Source organism: Caulobacter segnis (assembly GCF_003243465.1).
GTDB lineage: Bacteria > Pseudomonadota > Alphaproteobacteria > Caulobacterales > Caulobacteraceae > Caulobacter > Caulobacter segnis_A.
The window spans coordinates 1-21,095 of sequence record NZ_QFQZ01000061.1; the positions used below are offsets into that span (position 1 = coordinate 1).

The 21,095-nt window shown below is 70.0% G+C and carries 19 protein-coding genes; 12 read left to right on the plus strand and 7 right to left on the minus strand.

Annotation, left to right across the window (positions count from 1 at the left end):
- Together DI526_RS16830 and DI526_RS16835 are read right to left on the minus strand one after the other, a co-directional pair.
- The coding region (locus DI526_RS16830) for a cytochrome d ubiquinol oxidase subunit II (protein WP_304280469.1) at positions 1-194 on the minus strand (194 nt) is incomplete at its 3' end.
- Positions 195-207: 13 nt separating this feature from the next.
- A complete protein-coding gene (locus DI526_RS16835; RefSeq protein ID WP_304280470.1) occupies positions 208-1,773 on the minus strand; it encodes a cytochrome ubiquinol oxidase subunit I in 1,566 nt (521 codons plus the stop codon).
- Between the two features lie 121 nt (positions 1,774-1,894).
- On the opposite strand from DI526_RS16835, the gene cydD reads away from it, so the two are divergent.
- Both cydD and DI526_RS16845 read left to right on the plus strand, forming a co-directional pair.
- Positions 1,895-3,535, plus strand: a complete 1,641-nt coding sequence (gene cydD, locus DI526_RS16840; RefSeq protein ID WP_304280472.1) for a thiol reductant ABC exporter subunit CydD — start codon at positions 1,895-1,897, stop codon at positions 3,533-3,535.
- Positions 3,532-5,142: an ATP-binding cassette domain-containing protein gene (locus DI526_RS16845; RefSeq protein ID WP_304280474.1), complete on the plus strand. Its 1,611-nt coding sequence runs from the start codon at positions 3,532-3,534 to the stop codon at positions 5,140-5,142. Before cydD ends, DI526_RS16845 begins: the two co-directional genes overlap by 4 nt.
- 8 nt (positions 5,143-5,150) lie before the next feature.
- Here DI526_RS16845 and DI526_RS16850 read toward each other — a convergent pair whose 3' ends face one another.
- A complete protein-coding gene (locus DI526_RS16850; RefSeq protein ID WP_304280476.1) occupies positions 5,151-5,252 on the minus strand; it encodes a hypothetical protein in 102 nt (33 codons plus the stop codon).
- Positions 5,253-5,368: 116 nt separating this feature from the next.
- Between DI526_RS16850 and DI526_RS16855 the strand changes: the two genes are divergently transcribed.
- From DI526_RS16855 to DI526_RS16865, 3 genes are all read left to right on the plus strand, one after another.
- Positions 5,369-6,856: a PAS domain S-box protein gene (locus DI526_RS16855; protein ID WP_304280478.1), complete on the plus strand. Its 1,488-nt coding sequence runs from the start codon at positions 5,369-5,371 to the stop codon at positions 6,854-6,856.
- Positions 6,849-7,457, plus strand: coding sequence for a response regulator FixJ (gene fixJ, locus DI526_RS16860; protein ID WP_304280480.1), 609 nt, complete (start codon positions 6,849-6,851; stop codon positions 7,455-7,457). The genes DI526_RS16855 and fixJ overlap by 8 nt, the downstream gene beginning before the upstream one ends.
- A gap of 209 nt (positions 7,458-7,666) precedes the next feature.
- Complete coding sequence (locus DI526_RS16865) at positions 7,667-8,401, plus strand: hypothetical protein (protein WP_304280482.1); 735 nt, start codon at positions 7,667-7,669, stop codon at positions 8,399-8,401.
- A 17-nt stretch (positions 8,402-8,418) separates the two neighbouring features.
- Here the strand turns inward: DI526_RS16865 and DI526_RS16870 are convergent, their stop codons facing one another.
- Entirely contained in the window at positions 8,419-8,781 is a 363-nt protein-coding gene (locus tag DI526_RS16870; RefSeq protein WP_304280484.1) for a nucleoside transporter, read from the minus strand.
- 171 nt (positions 8,782-8,952) lie between these two features.
- Here DI526_RS16870 and DI526_RS16875 point away from each other — a divergent pair, with 171 nt between their 5' ends.
- A complete protein-coding gene (locus DI526_RS16875; RefSeq protein ID WP_304280486.1) occupies positions 8,953-9,615 on the plus strand; it encodes a helix-turn-helix domain-containing protein in 663 nt (220 codons plus the stop codon).
- Here DI526_RS16875 and DI526_RS16880 read toward each other — a convergent pair.
- On the minus strand, positions 9,612-10,925 hold the full coding sequence (locus tag DI526_RS16880; protein WP_304280488.1) for an MFS transporter: 1,314 nt from the start codon (positions 10,923-10,925) through the stop codon (positions 9,612-9,614). The two genes, DI526_RS16875 and DI526_RS16880, sit on opposite strands and share 4 nt — an antisense overlap.
- Before the next feature lie 138 nt (positions 10,926-11,063).
- On the opposite strand from DI526_RS16880, the gene motA reads away from it, so the two are divergent.
- The 3 genes from motA (at position 11,064) to mnmD (ending at position 14,382) form a co-directional block, all read left to right on the plus strand.
- On the plus strand, positions 11,064-11,930 hold the full coding sequence (motA, locus tag DI526_RS16885) for a flagellar motor stator protein MotA (RefSeq protein WP_304280490.1): 867 nt from the start codon (positions 11,064-11,066) through the stop codon (positions 11,928-11,930).
- Positions 11,931-12,029: 99 nt separating this feature from the next.
- Complete coding sequence (locus DI526_RS16890) at positions 12,030-12,362, plus strand: hypothetical protein (protein WP_304280492.1); 333 nt, start codon at positions 12,030-12,032, stop codon at positions 12,360-12,362.
- A gap of 238 nt (positions 12,363-12,600) precedes the next feature.
- Positions 12,601-14,382 (plus strand): tRNA (5-methylaminomethyl-2-thiouridine)(34)-methyltransferase MnmD, encoded by a 1,782-nt coding sequence (gene mnmD, locus DI526_RS16895; protein ID WP_304280494.1) that lies wholly within the window; start codon positions 12,601-12,603, stop codon positions 14,380-14,382.
- Between the two features lie 214 nt (positions 14,383-14,596).
- Here mnmD and DI526_RS16900 read toward each other — a convergent pair whose 3' ends face one another.
- Positions 14,597-15,814, minus strand: a complete 1,218-nt coding sequence (locus tag DI526_RS16900; protein WP_304280496.1) for an OmpA family protein — start codon at positions 15,812-15,814, stop codon at positions 14,597-14,599.
- Between the two features lie 258 nt (positions 15,815-16,072).
- Here DI526_RS16900 and DI526_RS16905 point away from each other — a divergent pair, with 258 nt between their 5' ends.
- Together DI526_RS16905 and DI526_RS16910 are read left to right on the plus strand one after the other, a co-directional pair.
- Positions 16,073-18,064 carry a M10 family metallopeptidase gene (locus DI526_RS16905; protein WP_304280498.1) on the plus strand — a complete coding sequence of 664 codons (1,992 nt, stop codon included), beginning with the start codon at positions 16,073-16,075 and terminating at the stop codon, positions 18,062-18,064.
- Positions 18,065-18,122: 58 nt separating this feature from the next.
- The gene (locus DI526_RS16910) at positions 18,123-18,341 is read left to right on the plus strand and encodes a DUF5961 family protein (protein ID WP_304280500.1); all 219 of its coding nucleotides are present in this window, start codon (positions 18,123-18,125) and stop codon (positions 18,339-18,341) included.
- A 39-nt stretch (positions 18,342-18,380) separates the two neighbouring features.
- Here the strand turns inward: DI526_RS16910 and DI526_RS16915 are convergent, their stop codons facing one another.
- Complete coding sequence (locus DI526_RS16915; RefSeq protein WP_304280502.1) at positions 18,381-18,545, minus strand: hypothetical protein; 165 nt, start codon at positions 18,543-18,545, stop codon at positions 18,381-18,383.
- Between the two features lie 203 nt (positions 18,546-18,748).
- On the opposite strand from DI526_RS16915, the gene DI526_RS16920 reads away from it, so the two are divergent.
- On the plus strand, positions 18,749-21,052 hold the full coding sequence (locus tag DI526_RS16920; protein WP_304280504.1) for a TonB-dependent receptor: 2,304 nt from the start codon (positions 18,749-18,751) through the stop codon (positions 21,050-21,052).
- The last annotated feature ends 43 nt before the right edge of the window (positions 21,053-21,095 follow it).

The following is a 21,095-nucleotide window of genomic DNA, read 5'->3' on the forward strand; positions in this document are numbered from 1 at the left end:
ACCTGGTTGCCTTCCCAGGTCGCGCCGATGGTGTTGATCACCATCCGGCGTTCCTTGTCGTCCTTGGCGACGAACGGCAGCAGGGCGCCGACGCCCATGTCGAAGCCGTCGGTGAGCGCGAAGCCGATCAGCAGCACGCCCACCAGGGCCCACCAGATGACGCGAAGGGTGGCGAAGTCGACGAGGAGTTCCATGACGATGCTCTCCTTAGGCCACGGCCGGTTCGGGCGTGGGCGACTCGCCGTCCGGGACGGGGTCGTGTTGGGCGTAGGGGCCCTTCTTGATGGCCCGCAGGATCAGGCCCACCTCGACCACCGCCAGGGCGCCGTACAGCAGGGTGAAGCCGGCGATGCTGGCCAGCAGCTGCGGGACGGTCAGGCTGGAGGCGCCCAGGAAGGTCGGCAGCACGCCGTCCACCGCCCAGGGCTGGCGGCCGACCTCGGCCAGCACCCAGCCCAGCTCGGTCGAGATCCACGGCAGCGGGATCGCGGCCACGGCCAGCATCAGGAACCACTTGGTGTCGTGCTTGCGCAGGGTGACCAGCACGAAGGCCGTGGCGAACAGGGCGATCATCAGGAAGCCGATCCCGGCCATGATCCGGAACGCCCAGAACATCACCGGCACCGGCGGGACGGTGTCCCAGGCCGCCTTCTGGATCAGGGCGGGCGAGGCCTGGCGCGGATCGGGCACATAGCGCTTCAGCAGCAGGGCGTAGCCGAGGTCGCGGCGGTGCTGTTCGAAGGTCGCCCGCGCCGCGACGTCGTTGGGGTTGGCCTTCAGCGTCTCGACCGCGCCATAGGCGATCACGCCGGACTCGATCCGCGTCTGGGCCTTGGCGACCAGCTGGAAGATGCCCTCCACCGGCTTGTCGAAGCTGCGGGTGGCGATAATCCCCAGCACGTAGGGGATCTTGATCTCGTGCTCGGTCTTGCGCGCGGCCATGTTCGGAATGCCGAAGGCCGTCAGGCCGGCGGGCGCGGCTTCGGTCTCCCACATGGCCTCGAGCGCGGCGAGCTTCATTTTCTGGTTGTCGGTCAGGGCGTAGCCGCTCTCGTCGCCCAGCACGACGACCGACAGCGACGAGGCCAGGCCGAACGCGGCGGCCACGGTCATCGAGCGCTTGGCGACCGCGATGTGCCGCCCCTTGAGCAGGTACCAGGCCGAGACGCCCAGCACGAACACCGAGGCGATGACGTAGCCGGCGCTGACCGTGTGGACGAACTTGGCCTGGGCGACGGGGTTGAACAGCACGTCGCGGAAGCTCGTCACCTCCATGCGCATGGTGTCGGGGTTGAAGCCCGCCCCCATCGGGTTCTGCATCCAGCCGTTGGCGACCAGGATCCACAGGGCCGAGAGGTTGGTGCCCAGCGCCGTCAGGAAGGTCACGGCCAGGTGCCCGACCTTCGACAGCTTGTCCCAGCCAAAGAACATAAGGCCGACGAACGTCGCCTCCAGGAAGAAGGCCATCAGCCCTTCGATGGCTAGCGGAGCGCCGAAGATGTCGCCGACATAGTGCGAGTAGTAGGACCAGTTCATCCCGAACTGGAACTCCATCGTGATGCCGGTCGCCACGCCGAGGGCGAAGTTGATCCCGAACAGCACGCCCCAGAACCGGGTGACGGTGCGCCAGATCGGCCGGTTGGTCATCACGTAGATGCTCTCCATGATGACCAGCATGAAGGAGAGCCCCAGCGTCAGGGGCACGAACAGGAAGTGGTAGAGGGCCGTCAGCGCGAACTGGAGGCGCGAGAGGTCGATAACCGCGGGGTCCATGGACAACTCCGAGACGACAGTCGATACGCACGCCGACCGTGGGCTAGCCCTAGATCGGGCCGTTGCACCGATCCTTGATCGTGATCAAGGATCGGCGACGACCTCAGCCTACACTCAAGCCATGGGTTCCCCGATAGTACAGATTGTCCACCCTTCCGTTTCCAAGGCCTGGCTGAAGCGGCGCGATGGCGCCGCCGGTCCCGCCCTGCGCCGCGCGCAGGGCCTCAGCCTGCTGGACGGCCTGGCGGCGATCGGCTTCGCGGCGGGACTGGCGTTCGGGGCCGACGCCATCGCCAACCATCGGGAACCGCTGATCTTTTTCGCCTGCCTGGCCGCCGTGGTGGCGGCGATGCTGCTGCGCGCCCTGCTGGCCTACGCCAGCGCCCGGACCGGCGCGAAGGCCGCCGCCACCGCCAAGGCCGACCTGCGCGCCGACCTAGCCCGGTCGCTGTTCGGCGGCCCCCGCCGTCCGGCCGGCGAGGCGACCACCGCCCTGGTCGAGGGCGTCGAGGCGATGGACGGCTACTTCGCCCGCTTCCTGCCCACGCGGATGGCGGCGACCGCCCTGCCCCTGCTGATGATCGCCGTCGCGGCCGTCGCCAGCCCGATCAGCGCGGCGATCATGCTGGCCACCCTGGTCCCGTTCATCGTCGCCATGATCCTGGCCGGGACCGCCGCCGCGGCCGAGTCCCGCGCCCAGTTCCAGGCGCTGGAGCGGCTGTCGGGCCTGTTCCTCGACCGCGTCCGCGCCCTGCCGGTCGTCCTGGCCTTCGAGGCCGAGGGGACGACCACCGCCGCGCTCGGCCGCTCGGCCTCGGCCCTGGCCCAACGGACGCTGAAGGTGCTGCGCGTGGCCTTTCTTTCGTCGGCGGCGCTGGAGTTCTTCGCGGCCCTCGCCGTGGCGCTGGTCGCCGTCTACTGCGGCTTCAACCTGCTGCGCCTGCTGCCGTTCCCGGTTCCCGAGCAGCTCGACCTGAAGCGCGCCTTCTTCGTGCTGGCCTTGGCGCCCGAGGTCTACGCCCCGATGCGTCGCCTGGCCGCCGCCTATCACGACCGCCAGGCCGCCGAGGCCGCCGCGGCGCGCCTGTCGACCTTCGAGGAGCCCGCCGCCAAGCCGGCCGTCGCGCCGCTGTCCGCCGCGCCGGCGATCCGCTTCGAGCGCGTGACGATCCGCTATCCCGAGGCCGACGCCCCGGCCGTGTCGGGTTTCGACCTCGACGTTCCGGCGGGGGCGATCGTCGCCCTGGTCGGGGCCAGCGGCGCGGGCAAGAGCTCGCTGCTGAACCTGCTGCTGGGTCTCTCGCCGCTCAGCGAAGGCCGGATCCTGATCGACGGCGCCGAGCGCCCGGTCACGGCGGCCGATATCGCCTGGGCCGGGCAGTCGCCGCTGCTGCTGCCCGGCTCGATCGCCGACAACATCGCCCTGTCGCGCCGCGACGCCTCGCGCGCCGAGATCGAGGCCGCCGCCCGCGACGCCGGGCTCGGCCCCGCCCTGGCCCAGCGTCCTGGCGGCCTCGACTTCGTGCTGGACGAGCGCGGCGGCGGCCTCTCCGGCGGCGAGCGCCGACGCCTGTCCCTGGCCCGCGCCCTGCTCAAGCCCGCGCCGATCCTGCTGCTGGACGAGCCGACCGCCAATCTCGACACCGTCGCCGAGGCCCAGATGCTGGCCGCCCTGCGCCGCGCCGCCCACGGCCGCACGACCCTGGTCGCCACCCATTCCGAGGCCGTCGCGGCCCTGGCGGACAAGGTGGTGCGACTGTGAAGAAGACCGTGTCCACGCCCCTCGACACCCTGATCCGCGAACAGAAACGCGTCCACGCCGGCAACCTGCGCCTGGCGATCCTGAGCGCCGTGGTGGTCGGGGCGGCCTCGACCCTGCTGCTGGGCCTGTCGGGCTGGTTCATCGTCGCCAGCGCCGCCGCAGGCGCGGCGGGCCTCGCCGCCGCCCACGCCTTCAACATGCTGCTGCCCAGCGCCGGCATCCGCCTGCTGGCCATCCTGCGCACCGCCGCCCGTTACGGAGAGCGCCTGGCCGGCCACGCCGCCGCCCTGCGGGCCCTGGCCGCCATCCGCCCGGCCGTCTTCGCCAGCCTGGCGGCCGCGCCGCCCCAGGAGTCCCTGGCCCTGTCGCGCGGCGAAGCCTCGGCCCGCCTGGTGCAGGACGTCGACGCCGTCGAGACCCGGTTCGTGCGCCTCTCGGCGCCGTGGAGCGCGGGCGCGGGCCTGGGCGCGGGCCTCTTCCTGACCGCCTTCGCCGGCTGGCTGCCGAGCCTTTTCATCCTGACGGCCGCCGCCGCCGCGATCCTGTCGGCCCGCGCCCTGGCCCGCCGCTACTCCGCCCCCGCCCGCGCCGACGTCCAGGCCAAGGTCGGCGCCCTGAAGGACAGCGCCGCCGCCCTGGTCTCGGCCGCCGCCGAACTGCGCGCCTACGGCCTGGAGGCCTGGGCCGGCGAGACCCTCAACCAGCGCGCCGCCGACCTGGACGCCGCCCGCCTGGCCGCCGCCCGCGCCCAAGGCCTGGTGCTGGCCAGCCAGGCCGCGATCCTGGGCGCCGCCGTCGCCGCCGCCATGGCCGCCGCCGCCCCGGCCGGCGCGCCGCTCGCCGCCCTGGCGGGACTGGCGGCCGCCATGAGCGTCGAGGCCCTGGCGGGTCTCGCCAACGCCTTCGACCAGGACGGCGCGGCGACCGCCGCGCGCGAGCGCCTGAACGCCCTGCTGCGCCACGCGCCGCGTCCCGCCGCCGCGGCCCTGGCCGAGACCCCTGCGCTGAGGGTGCTGGATCAGGCCCTTGAGCCGGGCGAGCGGCTGGCGATCGTCGGCCCCTCGGGCTGCGGCAAGACCACCCTGGTCGAGACCCTGCTTGGCCTGCGCGGGACGCCCGCCCCCCTGCCCCGCGCCGCCTTCGCCTGGCTGCCGCAGGACGCCGGGCTGATCGCCGGTACGGTGCGCGAGAACATGCGCCTGGCCGCCCCGCAGGCCAGCGACGCCATCCTCTGGGAAGCCCTGGAAGACGCCGGCCTCGCCGACCGCGTCCGCGCCGCGCCCGGCGGCCTGTCGGCCTATCTCGGCGACGACGGCGAGCGGCTGTCGGGCGGCGAGCGCCGACGCCTGGCCCTGGCCCGCGCCTATGTGCGCAACGCCCCCTGGCTGTTGCTCGACGAACCGACCGAAGGCCTCGACGCGGCCACCGAAGCCCGCGTCGTCGAGGGCCTCGCCCGCCGTCTGGCCCGCACCGGCCAGGGCCTGGTGCTGATCAGCCACCGCCCCGCCCCGACCCGCCTCTGCGGTCGCGTCCTGCGGCTGGGCGAGGCGACCGGCCATGAAAAAGGCCCGGCGGACAAACCGCCGGGCCTCGTGACCGCGCCGTGAGCGGCGGTCTATTTCAGGTTCACCCGAATATGAGTCGTGAACAGCGCCAGGGCGAAGGCGGCGAACGCCACGAACACCAGGCCCAGATATGCGGTTTGTCCGTCCGTCATGGAGCGTCTCCCTTGATCGAAGACAAGAGCATGAGCCTCAGCGGACGCCCCCGCCTTGACCTGCCTCAAACCGCGTCGCCTATAAGGACCGCGTTTTCGTTGGAGTGCGTTCGCGGATGACACCCGCCCGAGGCCTGTCCTCGACCCTGTTCAGCGATCCCCGGCCCACCGCCTATGTGACGGCTCTCGTGGCGGTCATGGCGACGGCGGTCTTGCGCCTTTACCTGCCCGAGGCCTTCACCGCCCCCTCGTCGTTCCTGCTGTTCGTCCCGGCTGTCCTGGTCAGCGCGGCGCTGGGCGGGCTGTGGCCCGGGGTGTTCGCCACCATCCTGGCCTGGGCCGCGGTCTGGTGGGCGACGCGCGAGATTCCGTTCAACCTGGTCAGCGGCCTGTGCGCGGCGATCTTCCTGTCGACGGGCTTCGGCATGGCCCTGGGCGGCGGCTGGTTCCACGCCGCCCGGCGTCGCGCCGCCGCCGTCAACGACCACCTGCGCTCGATCCTCGACACCGTGCCCGACGCCGTGGTGGTCATCGACCGCCAGGGACTGATGACCTCGTTCAGCCCCGCCGCCGAGCGGATGTTCGGCTGGACCGAGGCCGAGGTGCTGGGCAAGAACGTCAGCCTGCTGATGCCCGAGCCCTACAAGGCCCAGCACGACGCCTATCTTGATCGCTACGCGCGCACCGGAGAGCGGCGGATCATCGGCTCGGGCCGGGTCGTCGTCGGCAGCCGCAAGGACGGCTCGACCTTTCCGATGGAGCTGGCGGTCGGCGAGACCAAGGGCTCCACGCCCTCGTTCACCGGCTTCATCCGCGACCTGACCGAAAGCCAGGAGACCGAGACCCGCCTGCAGGAACTGCAGAACGAGCTGGTCCACGTCTCTCGCCTGACGGCCATGGGCGAGATGGCCTCGACCTTGGCCCACGAGCTGAACCAGCCGCTGTCGGCGATCGCCAATCTGCTGACCGGCTCGCGCCGCCTGATGGACCGGGGCCGCGAGAGCGATCAGGCCAAGATCCGCGACGCCATTGACCGCGCCGCCGCCCAGGCCCTGCGGGCGGGCGAGGTGATCCACCGAATGCGCGACTTCGTCCGCCGCGGCGCCAGCGAGCGCGAGACCGAGAGCCTGTCCAAGCTGATCGAGGAAGCCAGCGCCCTGGCCCTGATCGGCGAGAAGGAACGCCAGGTCGACGTGCGCCTGAACCTCGACCCCAAGGCCGACGCGGTGTGCGCCGACCGGGTCCAGGTGCAGCAGGTGCTGCTGAACCTGATCCGCAACGGCATCGACGCCATGCAGGTCCAGGATCCCAAGAAACGCGGCCTGCTGATCAGCAGCGCCCTGACCGAGGAGGGCTGGTCGCGGGTGACCGTCGCCGACACCGGCCCCGGCATCGCCGAGTCGGTGCGCGAGCGCCTGTTCCAGCCGTTCATGACCACCAAGCCGCAAGGCATGGGGGTGGGCCTGTCGATCTCGCGCTCGATCATCGAGGCGCACGGCGGCCGCATCTGGGCCGAGGCCAATCCGGCCGGCGGCGCCCTGTTCTGCTTTACCCTACCGCCCGCCGAACCGGCGGCGGCCGCCAAGGAGACCGTCGATGAGTGAGGCCCCCGTCGTGCATGTGGTCGACGACGACGAAAGCGCCCGCGAGTCCCTGGCCTTCCTGCTGGAGTCCGCCGACTTCGAGGTCGTCACCTACGCCAGCGCCCCGGCCTTCCTGGACGCCCTCCCGAGCGCCACGCCGGGCGTGATCGTCACCGACGTGCGGATGCCCGAGATGAGCGGCCAGGACCTGGTCGCGCGCCTGGCGGCCCTGAAGGTCAAGATGCCGATCGTGATGATCACCGGCCACGGCGACATCCCGATGGCGGTGGACGCCATGCGCTCGGGCGTGGTCGACTTCCTGGAAAAGCCGTTCTCGGAGTCACGGATGCTCGACGCCCTGCAGCGGGCGTTCAAGTCGGTCGAGGCCGCGCCGGTCTCCACCGATCAGGCGGCGATCCTCAAGCGCATCGAGAGCCTGTCCGAGCGCGAGCGCCAGGTGCTGGACGGCGTGGTCGCCGGCCACGCCAACAAGGTCATCGCCCGCGAGCTGGGCATCAGCCCGCGAACGGTCGAGATCTACCGCGCCAAGCTGATGACCAAGATGCAGGCCGACAACCTGGCGGCCCTGGTGCGCATGACGCTGTCGGTGCGGGGGGGATAGGCTTAGGCCCACAAATGACAAAGGGCCGGTTTCCCGGCCCCGTTCGCGGAAGCGGCGAGACTTGTCATCGTCGTTCGCCGCACCGGCTACCGTTTGACCGGTAGGCTCACAAGTCCCTGAAGGGAACACGAGCCGATTATGGCTACGAAAACTAAAGGCATCAAGATAGCCTCTAGCTTCTACTAGAGGCCGATAACAATAGAACCGAAATGGCTAAGCCCGTTGCCAGCGCTCTCCGCAAAGAGGATATTATTCAGCGCCTGGAAGAGATCGTCACTTTAATCGATCAGTCAGCTCGATGGGCTCTGCAACGCCGCGCCGTTATGGAGGCGGGCAATCAGATACTGGCCAATCTAAACGTCTCTCACGGGATGCTCTCCTATAATATCCTACATCAGACTCTCGTTCGAAGTCTCGTTTTGGACGTCACATCGTGTTTCGATTGGTCGAAAAAATACCCTCCAGAAAGACAGTCCAAAGCATCCATTGAGGCGCTTTACTACTATATAACGAGAGAAGGGATAGCCGATATACTCTTGGAACGGGCGCGAAATTTTTCAAGCGTCATAGGAAATCAGCACGAGGAAGATTGCAGAGAGGCTTTAGCGAGGATTAGTCAAAACCATGCCAATTGCTCGCAGGACCCCGAATTCCAACGACGACTATTAACACTCCGACATCTTAGGGATCAGCGGATCGCCCACAATCAGTTTGGCACCACTCCACATGCCCCCACCTACGCTGAGCTATTCCAGCTACTGGACGTAGCGAAGCAGTTTTCGGCAGATGGGCTTTTGGCTGTCTTAGGGCGTGGTCAGGACTATGAAGGCTTTGAACAAAGCGCAGCTCGCTCTGCTCGTGACCTTTGGACCCGCGCTCTCGCTGCCGGCAGCATATCCGCAATCGAACCAATAGTTCTGCCACGGCATGTAGATAACGAATGAGGCCTAGCCAGTAGGGCTCAGTGCCTCGCCAGCAAGGCCGCGACCTCGCGGCCGAGGGCGTCGTCCAACAGAGGCTTTTCCACCACGATGACGTCCTTGACGCCCTGGCGGCGGAAGCGCTGGGCGTCGCTGGTCAGGACGATCGTCGAGCGCCCGGGGATGGACGCCGGCAGCGGGACCGAGCCGTCGTCGATGATCACGCAGGCGGCGGCCCGGCAGTCCAGGCACGACGCGCAGCTATTGGCGCACGACGGCGCCGTCACGCTGTAGCCCTCGGTCTCCAGGGAGAACCGCAGCGCCTCGCGCAAGGGCTCGTCCGCGACGAGCAGGAGGATCAGGGGTCGGACGTCGCCATCCGACAGGTCGGACCGGTCGCACATGGTCGCCATCATCGCAGGCGGCCGGGCCGCAAACTTTGATCCGAGTCAAAACGCGTTTGTAAAGGGTCGTCTCATAAGGGGTTTCCCTTAGCGAAGCTTCCTTAGGCGACCCTCCCGAATTTCGGGACTTTTGCTTTGGCGCAATAACCCTCGGGCAACTGGGGGTTTCCAATGCTGTCTCCGATCCGCACTCAAAGCTTCGAACCGGCCGTCCACCTCGATGGCGGTCTCGACGCCATCCTCGCCACGCCCTGCGCCTGCCCGCGCTTCGCCCGCGACGAGGAAATCTTCGGAGAAGGCGAAGCCGCCGACTACGTCTACCAGGTCGTCTCGGGCGCGGTGCGGACCTACCGCATCCTGCGCGACGGGCGTCGCCAGATCGACGAGTTCCACTTCGCCGGCGACTATTTCGGCCTGGAGCTGGGCGAGGCGCACCGCGTCACGGCCGAGGCCATGACCGACACCACCATCCGCATGATCCGCCGCGGGACGCTCAGCGATCTCGCCGCCAAGCGTGGCGACACGGCTCGCGCCATCCTGCGCCTGACCGCCGAGGGCCTGCAGCGCAGCCAGGACCACGTGCTGATGCTGGGCCGCCGCTCGGCCCAGGAGCGCGTCGCCGGCCTGCTGCTCGACATCGCCGAGCGCACCCGCGCCAAGGCCGAGCTGGACGTGCCGATGAGCCGCCAGGACATGGCCGATTATCTGGGCCTGACCATCGAGACCGTCTCGCGCACCCTGACCAGCCTGCAGGACGAGGGCCTGATCGCCCTGCCGACCGTCCGCCACGTGGTGCTGCAGGACCGCCGCGCGCTGGAGCGGATGACGGCCTAAACACCACCCTCGTCCGACCGCTCCAGCCCCGCGATCGCCGCCTCCCGCTCGGGGGCGGTCTGGCTGACCGAGCGCAGGACCGCCTGGCGCAGGGCGTAGGCCAGCATGGCGACGAGGATCAGGGCGTTCAGCACGAACGGCCCCCAGCCGATCTTCTCGTAGAGCAGCACGAACAGCGGCGCGACGACCACGTTCAGGCCGTTGATCGCCGCGATCGCCCCCGCCGCCCCGGCCTGGTCCTTGGCCGGAAGCGACAGGGACGCCCCCGCCGTGAAGCCCGGCCGGGCGAAGCCGTAGCCCAGGCTGGCGATCGCATAGCCGATGGCCACGGCCGCATAGTCGGGCGCGAAGGCCACCACCACATTGCCCAGCGCCGCCGCCGCCACGCCCCAGCGCATCAGCTCGCGCGGGCCCATGCGGAACATGCGGATCAGGCCCCATTGGGCCAGCAGCCCCGCCACCGCCCCGGCCGCCATGGCCAGGGTGATGAAGCCCTGCGCCTTGACCGGCGGCAGGCCCAGCTTGTCGATGATCAGAAAGCCCAGGGTCTGGGTCTGGGCCGTCTGGCACGAGGCCACGAGGAAGCCGTAGACTAGGAAAGGCTTGAGCCGCGGATCGCGCCATAGCGCCGCGCTCTCGCCGCGCCAGGGCAGGCCGAGCTTGCGCCGGGGCGGGGTGTCTCCGCGGCCGGGCATGAAGGTCTCGGGCAGGCCGCGCTTGACCACGACCAGCATGATCGCGGCGATCGCGGCGAAGGCGAACATCGGGCCCGCCAGCCCCACGACCGGCAGCACGAACAGCGGCGCCAGCAGCGGGCCGACCACGGTGCCGAGGCCGAAGGCGCCGGCCAGGGTGGCCATGGTCTGGGTGCGCTCCTCGCGGCTGGTGCGGTCGGCCATATAGGCCTGGGTGGCGGGATTGGCGGCCGAGCCGACGCCGCCGAACAGGGCCCGGCACAGCAGGAACAGCACGAAAATCACCATCGGCGGCGCCAGGTGGCGCAGGCCGGCGGAGACCACCAGGGCGCACAGCAGCATCGAGACGCAGAAGCCCGAAAGCCCCAGCATGATCAGCGGCTTGCGACCGCGAAGGTCCGACTGCCGAGCCCACAGCGGCGAGGTGATCGCCCATAGCACCGCCGACAGCGAGAAGATCGCCGCTACCATGGCGTCGGGGATGCCGATCTGGCGGCCGATGGCGGGCAGCACCGACAGCATGCCGGTATTGCCCATGGCGGTCGCCACGGACACGCCAAACAGGATGGCGAACGGTGTCCGGTTGTCCCGGACCTGTGATGTCTCCCCAGTCATCAAACAACCGTTAGAGCCGCTGGCGCGCCCACGCAACCGGCTGCGGCGGGGCGCCGCCGATGAATCGCCGTGGCGAGAACCTTGGATTAAGTATTAACTCCCATAGTGCGGGCTCAAACTCGGGGTCGGTTGGGCACTATGTTTCAGATTATCGGCATCGTCCTGCTCTTTGGCCTAGTGTTCGGCAGCTACCTGATGGGTGGCGGCAAGATGGACGTGATCATCGAGGCCGCGCCGCACGAACTGATGGCCATTCTGGGCGCGGGCATCGCCGCGTTTCTGATCTCGAACTCGATGACCGTGATCAAGGCCACCGCCGGCGGCTTCGGCAAGATCTTCGCCGGGCCGAAGTGGAAGCCGGCCGACTATCGCGACCTGCTGAGCCTGCTGTTCCTGCTGACCAAGACGATGAAGTCCAAGGGCGTCATCGCCCTTGAAAGCCACATCGAAAAGCCGCACGAGAGCAAGATTTTCGAGCGCTATCCGAAGATCACCCACGACCACTTCGCCGTCGACTTCATCTGCGACACCCTGCGGATGATGACCATGAACCTGGAGGATCCCCACCAGGTCGAGGACGCGATGGAAAAGCAGCTCGAGAAGCACCACCACGAGGCGCTCGAGCCGGCCCACGCTCTGCAAAGCATGGCCGACGCCCTTCCGGCGCTGGGCATCGTCGCCGCCGTGCTGGGCGTCATCAAGACCATGGGCTCGATCACCGAGCCGCCGGCCGTCCTCGGCGGCATGATCGGCGGCGCGCTGGTCGGCACCTTCCTGGGCGTGTTCATGGCCTATGGCCTGGTCGGCCCGATGGCGGCCCGCCTGCAGGCGGTCGTCAACGAAGACGGCGCCTTCTACAAGATCATCCAGGCCGTGCTGGTCGCCCACCTGCACGGCAACGCCGCCCAGATCTCGGTCGAGATCGGCCGCGGCAACGTGCCCTCGCCCGCCCAGCCCAGCTTCGCCGAGCTGGAAGAGGCGCTGCAGCAGATCCCGAATGAATAATGCGACACGTTCGGGCTCGCGCGTTTGCGCCGAGCCCTGAACGCGTTATCCCTTCCCTTGAAGACGTCTGAAGACGCGCTGACTCGGAAGGGAAAACCCATGCGCACCACCATGCTCCGCAAGCTGCTGATCGCCGGCGTCGCCGTGTCGGCCCTGTCGCTGGCCGCCTGCGGCAAGAAGGAAGAGGCCGGCGCCGATGACGCCGCCGCCAAGGCCGCCGCCGCTGACGCCAGCACCGTGACCGAAGCCGCCTCGGCCCAGGACCAGGCCGCCGCCGACGCCAACAAGGAAGCCGCCGCCGCCGCCAACGCCCCGGTCGACCCGGCCGACGCCGCCGCCACCGGCGCGACCTCGACCACGGCTCCCGCCGACGCCTCGGCCACGGCGGCCGCCGACGCCGCCAAGCCGGCCGAGAAGAAGGCCGCGCATTAAGGCTACATAATCTCCGATTTCCCCGGCGAACGCCGGGGCCCAGGTCGAGCCCACAAGCGCCCTTCGTCGAGCCACGGCGGAGGGCGCTTTTACATCTGAAGCCCCGGATGAATCTGGGCCCCGGCAGGCGTTTACGCTCGGGCGCGCAGAGCGCGACCCGTGGCGCCGGGGAGGTCGGGCGATGGGAGGATCGATCAGCAGCCTTGACGCCCGCCCACCCCGGCGCTCTAGCAGCGGCATGGACCCCACCGCCCCTTCCAGCCCCCTCGTCTGGCGCGAAGACGGCCTGCCGCAATCCAGCCTGTACGGCGACGTCTACTTCTCCAGCGTCGACGGCCTGGCCGAGACGCGCGCGGTCTTCCTGCAAGGCTGCGGCCTGCCCGAAAGGTTCGCGGGCCGCCGCGACTTCGTGGTGGGCGAGCTGGGCTTCGGCTCGGGGCTGAACATAGCCGCCCTGCTGGACCTCTGGCGGCGCGAGAAGCCGCCCGGGGCGCGCCTGCGGATCTTCTCGATCGAGGCCCATCCGCTGGACCGCGACGAGGCCGCCCGCATCCTGGCCCACTGGCCCGAGCTGGACGAGGCGGCGCAGGCCCTGCTGGACGCCTGGCCCGGCCGGGCGCGCGGCTTCCACCGCGTAGACCTGCCGGGCTTCGACGCCGTGCTCGATCTCGCCGTCATGGACGTGGTCGAGGCGTTGGAGGCCTGGGACGGCGCGGCCGACGCCTGGTTCCTGGACGGCTTCTCGCCCGCCCTCAATCCGGCCATGTGGCGCGAAGAGGTGCTGGCCGCCGTCGCCGCCCGCTCGGCCCCCGGCGCCCGCGCGGCCACCTTCACCGTGGCGGGAGCGGTGCGGCGCGGACTGCAGGCGGCCGGCCTCGAGATCGCCAAGCGCCCAGGCTTTGGCCGCAAGCGCGAGCGGTTGGAGGCCTGGCTGCCGGGAGAGCGCCCCGCGCTTCCCCGCCCCAAGACCCTGGCGATCATCGGCGGCGGCGTCGCCGGCGCGGCCCTGGCGCGGGCGGCTCGGGCCGAGGGCCTCTCGGTCACGGTGATCGACGATCCGGACGGCGTGGCGGCCTCGGGCAACCCGACGGGCCTCGTCACCCCCGCCCTCGACGCCGGCGGCGGCCCACGCGCGGCGCTCTACGCCCAGGCGCTGGGGCGGGCCACGCGGCTCTACGCCGCCACGCCCGGCGCGGTCGTGGCGCAAGGCGTGCTGCAACTGGCCAGCGCCGAGCGCGACGCGGGACGCTTCGCCGCCGTGGCGAGCCAGGACATTTTCGAGCCCGCGACCATGACCCCGCTGCCGGCGGAGGCCGTCGAGGCGCGCGTCGGCGCCGCGACGCCGGCCCTGGCCATGGACGCCGCCCTGGTCGTCGAACCGCCGACCATCCGCGCCGCCTGGATCGGCGAAACCCTGCCGGCCCGCGTCGCCAGCCTGGCGCGGGACGGCGAGGGCTGGCGGCTGCTGGACGCGGACGGCGGCCTGATCCTGCGCGCCGACGCCGTGGCTCTGGCCGGCGGCGCGGCGAGCCCGCGCCTTGTCCCCGCCCTGCCCCTGCGGCCGGTGCGCGGCCAGGCCAGCTGGACCACCGGCGGGCAGTCGATCGCGCCCGCGGCCTTCGGCGGCTATGCGATCCCGACCCAGGACGGCGTGCTGTTCGGCGCGACCCACGACCGGGACGACACGGCCGTCGACCTGCGTGACGAGGACCATGTCCGCAACCTCGCCACCCTGGCCAAGGGCCTGCCGCGCCTGGCCCGGGACCTGGCCGGCCAGGTGTTCGAAGGGCGGGCGGCCCTGCGCGCCACGGTCGCGGACCACCTGCCGCTGGCCGGCGTCCGCGCCGATGGTCTCTGGCTGCTGACCGGCCTGGGGTCGCGGGGCCTGTGCCTGGCGCCGCTGCTGGCCGAGCACGTGATCGCCCGCGCGCTGGGCGTCCCCTCGCCCCTGCCGCGCCAATTGTCGCAGCTGGTCGATCCGGACCGTTTCGACTCGTCCGTCAGCGCCCCTGGCGTATAATTCCGTGCATTGTCGCGCATCTTGACCGACACGTGGCCGGAGCCCTCAAGACCGGCCGCGCCCGGCGGTCGCCGCCCTCTCGGTCCGCCGGATGGGACGCTCCCGAGCCTCTCGGGAGCGTCCTTTCGTTAGGGCGACAGGCCTCGCGGCCTGAGCGCAAAAAAGAAGGGCTGGCCTTGCGGCCAGCCCCAGGAAGTCTTCCGAGCGGAACAGCTTAGAAGTTGATCGACACCGTCGAGCGGCGGTTCAGCGGTTCCTTCACGCCATCGCCGGTGGCGACGGCCGGGGCGCTTTCACCCTTCCAGTCGACGGCCAGGGCCGTGGCGTTGACGCCCAGGCCGACCAGGCCATCGGCGACGGCCTTGGCGCGGCGTTCCGAGAGCTTGCGGTTGTAGGCGTCCGAGCCCGAGGTGTCGGTGTGACCCGTCACGACGATCTTGGTCGCGTTGCCGCCCTTGGCGTAGTCGGCGGCCTGCTGGACCACCGCCTGGGCTTCCGGCGTCAGCACGGACTGATCGAACGGGAAGTAGACCACGAACTCGCGCGACTCATAGGCCGGGGCGACCGGAGCCGGCGGCGGGGGCGGCGGGGGCGGCGGCGGCGGCGGGGGAGGCGGCGGGGGCGGCGGCGGCGGCGGCGGCGGGGGCGGCGGCGGCGGGGCGCCGAAGGTGTAGCGCAGGCCCAGGGTCACCGAGGTGTCCTTGTAGCGGCCCGAGAACGTGCCGACGTCGGTGATCGAGCCACCGGCCGGACCGACGTTCTGCGTCACCGAACCCCAATCCAGCTTGCTGGTCCGCAGGTAGCGGCCGGTCAGGTCCATCGACCAGTTCGGAGCGAAGTTCCAGCCCAGGCCGACGATGCCCTGCATGGCGAACGCCTGGTCGACGTCGTCGAAGTTGGTGTTCTGGAAGCGCGCGGCGCCGGCCGGAACGCCCGACAGCTGGCCGTACGCCTTGTTGTGCACCCAGGCCGTACCGGCGCCGACGCCGATGAACGGATTGATGCTGGAGTTCGGCGCCATGTCGAAGATGACATTGGCCATCAGGGTCGAGGCCTTCATCTTGCCGTCGATGTCGCCGCAGTCGGGCGCGCTGGCGCTACGGCCCACGCCGGGGGTGCAGAGGCCGATGGGCTGGGCGCCCGACAGGCCCTCGCCGCGAACGGTCTTCAGATCGTTCGGGCGGTAGCCGTACTCGGCTTCGACGCGCCAGTTCGGCGTGAACTTGTAGCCCATGCGGCCGAAGGCGGCCCAGTCATGCTCACCACCAAAGTTCCATTGGTAGTTGTTGGTGGACGTGGTCTTGACGTCCTTGGACTCGTGATAGCCGACGTCCGCGCCGACATACCAACCGCTCGTAGCGCTCTGGGCCAGAGCGCCCGAGGCGGCGCCCAGCGCCACCGTCGCCACGCCGACCAGCAACCGCATCTTCATTGGATGTACCCTCTACTTTCGAATGTCGTGGTCCCGACACGTTCCCCGGAACCCATGACGACAAACGCGCTCGGTCCGGATTTGGGTGTTGCCTGAAAGCCACAAACTTAGGCGAATTGTGAAATTAATGCGGCCCAGCGCCACCATGGGGCGACGACCAAACGGCGCCTCAGCTTGCGCGCTCTTGTCGCAAGAGCTTGAGATTGCGGACAAAAAGGCGCGTGCTCATACTTGCTGACGGGGCGCTTGGAGTATGGCGTGAGTATCGAACCTTTTCCTCTGGCCCCGGATGACGCCGCCGCCGTCAGCGGCGGCGACACCCCCAACGCCTTCGTCAACGCCGACTCCCGGGCCGGCGTCGTGGGCGGCAAGCCCAGCCTGACCGTCGAGCAGGCGGCCTCTCAGCTGTTGCGCGGCGAGCCCGGCTGGTCGAGCGACCTGCTGAAGCCGGCCACCGTCACCTACGCCTTTCGAGCCACGGCGCCGGCGACCATGCCCAGTGACACCGCCGGCTTTTCGACGTTCAGCGCCGCCCAGATCCTGCAGGCCGAGAAGGCCCTGACCGCCTGGGCGGACGTGGCCAACATCACCTTCATCCGGATGGGCGAAGGAACCTCGGGCGCGGCGGCCTATAGCGACAACGCCGCCATCCTGTTCGGCAACTACAGCTCCGGCCAGTCCGGCGCGGCCGCCTTCGCCTACTATCCCGGCAACTATACGCCCACCAACCGGTCGGGCGACGTGTGGATCAACAGCTCGCTGGGCTACAACGCCAATCCGACGGCGAGCAACTACGGCGGCATGGTCCTGGCTCACGAGCTGGGCCACGCGATCGGCCTCGCCCATCCGGCCGACTACGACGCCGAGGCCAACACCACCCTGACCTACGCCGCCGACGCCGGCTATTACGAGGACAGCCGCCAGTACACGGTGATGTCCTATTTCGGCGAGAGCAACACCGGCGGCGCGTTCAACGGCGCCTACGCCTCGGTTCCGCTGCTGGACGACATCGCCGCCGCCCAGCTGGCCTATGGCGCCAACATGTCGACCCGCACCGGCGACACCGTCTACGGCTTCAACGCCACCGCCGGCCGCGACTGGTTCAGCGCCACCAGCAGCGCCACCAAGCTGGTCTTCGCCGTCTGGGACGCGGGCGGGACCGACACCCTGGACTTCTCAGGCTACAGGGTCGCCCAGACCATCGACCTGCGCCCCGGCTTCTTCTCCAGCGTCGGCGGTCTGACCGGCAATGTCGCCATCGCCATGGGCGCGACGATCGAGAACGCCGTCGGCGGATCGGCGGCGGACGCGATCAACGGCAACGCCGCGGCCAACCGGATCACCGGCGGCCCGGGCGACGACCGGATCGACGGGGCCCTGGGCCTCGACACCGCCGTCTTCACCGGCAAGGCGGCCGGCTACGCGATCACCGCGGTGGCGGGCGGCGGCTGGCAGGTCAAGGACAACGCCGGGACCGACGGGACCGACGTCGTCGTCAATGTCGAGACCCTGGCCTTCGCCGATCGCGCCATCGCCCTGGTCGACAGCCGCGTCGCGGCCGCCATGACCAGCCTGCTGCGCCTGACGCCGCTCAGCGCGCCGGCCGAGCCCCTGGCCAAGAGCCTGGCGTCGGACATGGCGGGCGGCGGAGCCTATGCCGACGCCATCGCCAAGGTGGTCGCCACGGCGGACGCCACCACGTCGGTGGCGGTGCTGTCCTACCAGTTCTTCACCGGCCGCACCCCGACCACGGCGGGCATGGACTATCTGGTCGCGCCGAACGGCCCCAACGCCAACAACCTCAACAGCGCCTACTACCAGACCTTCGACTACGGAAACCGGTTCATCAACTTCGCGGTCAATCTCGGCAAGTTCGGCGAGGGGGCGACGCGGTTCGCGACCGACTACGGGACGCTCAGCCTGCCCGAGGCGACGCGCAAGGCCTATGCGGCGATCTTCGGCCTGACCCCGACCGACCAGAAGCTGCACGACATGCTGGACGTCACCTTCACCCTGGGCGGCCAGACCATGACCCGCGGCGACTACTTCGCCTATTACGGGCAGGACGGGCTGAACGGCCAGGGGACCAAGGCGGCGATGGTCGGCTGGCTGCTGGCCGAGGCCGCCAAGGCCGACGTCGGGGTCTACGCCAAGTCGCTGGCGGCGCTGTACGCCGACGAGCTGACCCACGACGTGTTCGGCGTCGACCTGATCGGCGTCTACGCCAAGCCGGAATACAACCTGACCTGAATCCAATCCCGGCGCGGCGCGTTTCAGCTGGCGAGACCCGCCGCTCCGGAGCCCTCGCATGTCCTACACCGTCCGCGCCCGCCACCTGCACGGGGGCCACGCCCGCCCCGTCGACGAGCCCACGGCCGAGGCCGCCGCCGTCGCCTATCTCGAGGACTTCGGCCACGACGCGGATGAGGACGAGGCCGTCAGCCTGATCGTCCGCGACAACGCGACCGGACGGGAGCAGTGCTTCCGCGTGGACCTGACGACCGGCCGCACGGAGCCTTGCGGCTAGGGCCTTTAGCCTGAAATCGGGACGCCTGTCGGAAATGCCCTAGCCCTTGTGGCCGAAGCCGACCGCGACCAGCAGGAAGCTCGCCACGCAGGCGATGACGAAGGCCGCGGCGATGGCGATCACGCTGCGGCCGCGGCTCTGGGCCTTGGGCGTCTCGGCGGGGTCGGGCCGGGCGCTCGCGGCGCGGATGGGGGCCTTGGCCATGCGGATCCTCCTGAACAACCATGAGGCCTTCAGCCGCGCGGAAGTTCCCGGCGTGGCGAAGATGGCGCCCGGATAGAAAAACGCGCCCTCGCCCGCAAATGAACTGCCTTGCCCCGGCGCGCAATGAAATCCTATCAGATAGATAGGACTACATGGTCGGCCGGCGCGCGGGGGCGTGCGTTGGCACGCCTCGGGGGCGGTCTATGAAATCCAAGTCGAGAAAACGGGTCCTGCTGGCCGGCGCGCTGGGCGGGCTGATGACGTCGACCGCGCCGGCCCTGGCCGCCGAGCCTGGGACCGAGGACACCGCCGTCGACCAGATCGTCATCAGCGCCCGCCGCCGCGAGGAGAAGCTGCAGGACGCGCCGATCACCGTCTCGGCCGTGTCGGGCCGGGTCCTGCGGACCGAGCGCCTGGACCGCGTGGCCGACTACGCCGCCAAGATCGCCAACTTCGCGGCCCTGCAGCAGAACGCCCGGGTCTCGACCCTGACCGTGCGCGGCGTGGGCGGCAACGCCAACAGCGACGGCTCCGAAGCGGGCGTCGGGCTGATGGTCGACGGCGTGTTCTTCACCCATCCCGGCTTTTCGTGGCTCGACTTCGTCGACCTGGACCACATCGAGCTGGCGCGCGGGCCGCAGGGCACGCTGCTGGGCAAGAACACCACGATCGGCGCCCTGGTCGTCACCACCAAGGCCCCCTCTTTCGCGCCCGAGGCCGAGGTCAGCGCCACGATCGCCAATCGCCAGCGCTATCAGCTGCGCGCCAACCTCTCGGGCCCGCTGGCGGGCGACAAGGTCGCCGGCCGCCTGACGCTGTCGGGCGACACCGGCGGCGGCTGGATCCGCAACAGGGCCGACGGCAAGCGCTACCTGGACAACCACCGCTGGGCCGTGCGCGGCCAGCTCCTGTTCGACCCCAACGCCGCCTTCAGCGACCGCCTGATCGTCGAGCACTACGACACCGAGGAGTACAACAACCACACGCCGCCGGTCGGCGACCCGCTGACCTACGCCAACGGAACGCCGCGCAACGGCTGGGCGCGCCGCCTGCAGGCGGGGTTCGGCTATGCGCCGTCCTACGATGTCGAGCATCCCGACTATGACAGCCAGGCCCGCGCCGTGGCCCGGACGGACGGCGTGTCGAACATCGCCACCTTCAAGCTGGGCGACTATGGCCTGACCTCGGTGAGCGCCTGGCGGCGGTTCTACTATCGCCCCGAAAACGACAGCGACTACACCCCCTACCCGATCTTCCGCACCGGCTATGACGTCGATGTCGACCAGTATTCGCAGGAGCTACGCCTGGCCTCGCCCGAGGGGGGCGAGGTGGACTGGCAGACGGGGATCTATCTGCTCAAGCAGCAGGTGCGCAGCACCTACCGCGTCCGGCTGCTGTCGAAGGCCACCGCCTTCTTCGTCTCGCCGCTGCTGCCCGACGCGGTGCTGGACGGGGTCGAAGCCGATCAGGTCGGCCTGGCCGACACCAAGAGCGCGGCGCTGTTCGGCCACGGAACCTGGCATGTCAGCCCGCGCGCCGCCCTGGCCGCGGGCCTGCGCTACACCCACGAGGATCGCGAGGCCTCCAACACCGCCTTCTCGTTCGGCGGCGCGGCCCTCACGGGACGCCTGGCGCCCTATCGCGCGGCGGTCACCGGCGCCGACTTCACCGTGCGCGGCCGGCGCAAGGACGGCTCGCTGTCCTGGCTGATCAACCCGTCCTACCGGATCAGCCAGGGTGTGCTGGCCTATGCCAGCGTCAGCTATGGCGAGAAGTCCGGCGCGGCCAATCTGGGCGCCCGGCCCGGCGACCGGATCATCATCGATCCCGAGACGTCGACTGACTACGAACTGGGCCTCAAGACGACCCTGGCCGGCGGCCGGGCGACGCTGAACGTCAACCTCTATCGCGACACGATCGATGGCTACCAGGCCCCGTACGTCGATCCGACCGGCGCGACCACCCGCTCCTATCTGGCCAACGCCGGCAAGGTGCGGCTGCGCGGGATTGAGGCCGAGGGCGCGGCCCAGGTCACGCCCCGCCTGAACCTGGCCTTCGCCACCGCCTGGGGCGAGGCGGTCTATGTCGCCTACAGAGACGCCCCGCCGCCGGCCGAACTGACCTATGCCGGCGCCGCGCCCACCGCGGACCTGTCGGGCGAGCAGACCCCCTTCGCGCCGAACTGGACCGGCAATGTCAGCGCCCGCTGGGAGCAGCCGCTGGCGAGCGACCTGTCGCTGTTCGCCTACGCCAACGAAACCTGGCGCAGCCGCAGAAACCTCAATCCCCTGTCGTCCTACGGCCGCCAGCAAGGCTACGCCCTGACCAACGCCGGGATCGGCCTGCGCGGCCGGGGCGACCGCTGGTCGGTGACGCTGTGGGCCAAGAACCTGCTGGACAAGCGCTACGCCGTCGCCTTCAGCGCCGCCACCGCGGTGACGCCCTATACCGTGATCCTGGGCGACCCGCGCACGGTGGGGGTGACGCTGAGCGCGCGGCCGTTCTGAGGTCGACCGCGCCGCGCTGCTGGGGCTGGTGGAAGGTCTTGTC

Bases quoted from the DNA above. Each gene is read 5' to 3' on its own strand.
- DI526_RS16835 (WP_304280470.1), bottom strand. From the start codon at position 1,773: ATGGACCCCGCGGTTATCGACCTCTCGCGCCTCCAGTTCGCGCTGACG.
- cydD (WP_304280472.1), top strand. From the start codon at position 1,895: ATGGGTTCCCCGATAGTACAGATTGTCCACCCTTCCGTTTCCAAGGCC.
- DI526_RS16850 (WP_304280476.1), bottom strand. From the start codon at position 5,252: ATGACGGACGGACAAACCGCATATCTGGGCCTGGTGTTCGTGGCGTTC.
- DI526_RS16855 (WP_304280478.1), top strand. From the start codon at position 5,369: ATGACACCCGCCCGAGGCCTGTCCTCGACCCTGTTCAGCGATCCCCGG.
- fixJ (WP_304280480.1), top strand. From the start codon at position 6,849: ATGAGTGAGGCCCCCGTCGTGCATGTGGTCGACGACGACGAAAGCGCC.
- DI526_RS16865 (WP_304280482.1), top strand. From the start codon at position 7,667: ATGGCTAAGCCCGTTGCCAGCGCTCTCCGCAAAGAGGATATTATTCAG.
- DI526_RS16870 (WP_304280484.1), bottom strand. From the start codon at position 8,781: ATGTGCGACCGGTCCGACCTGTCGGATGGCGACGTCCGACCCCTGATC.
- DI526_RS16875 (WP_304280486.1), top strand. From the start codon at position 8,953: ATGCTGTCTCCGATCCGCACTCAAAGCTTCGAACCGGCCGTCCACCTC.
- DI526_RS16880 (WP_304280488.1), bottom strand. From the start codon at position 10,925: ATGACTGGGGAGACATCACAGGTCCGGGACAACCGGACACCGTTCGCC.
- motA (WP_304280490.1), top strand. From the start codon at position 11,064: ATGTTTCAGATTATCGGCATCGTCCTGCTCTTTGGCCTAGTGTTCGGC.
- DI526_RS16890 (WP_304280492.1), top strand. From the start codon at position 12,030: ATGCGCACCACCATGCTCCGCAAGCTGCTGATCGCCGGCGTCGCCGTG.
- mnmD (WP_304280494.1), top strand. From the start codon at position 12,601: ATGGACCCCACCGCCCCTTCCAGCCCCCTCGTCTGGCGCGAAGACGGC.
- DI526_RS16900 (WP_304280496.1), bottom strand. From the start codon at position 15,814: ATGAAGATGCGGTTGCTGGTCGGCGTGGCGACGGTGGCGCTGGGCGCC.
- DI526_RS16910 (WP_304280500.1), top strand. From the start codon at position 18,123: ATGTCCTACACCGTCCGCGCCCGCCACCTGCACGGGGGCCACGCCCGC.
- DI526_RS16915 (WP_304280502.1), bottom strand. From the start codon at position 18,545: ATGGCCAAGGCCCCCATCCGCGCCGCGAGCGCCCGGCCCGACCCCGCC.
- DI526_RS16920 (WP_304280504.1), top strand. From the start codon at position 18,749: ATGAAATCCAAGTCGAGAAAACGGGTCCTGCTGGCCGGCGCGCTGGGC.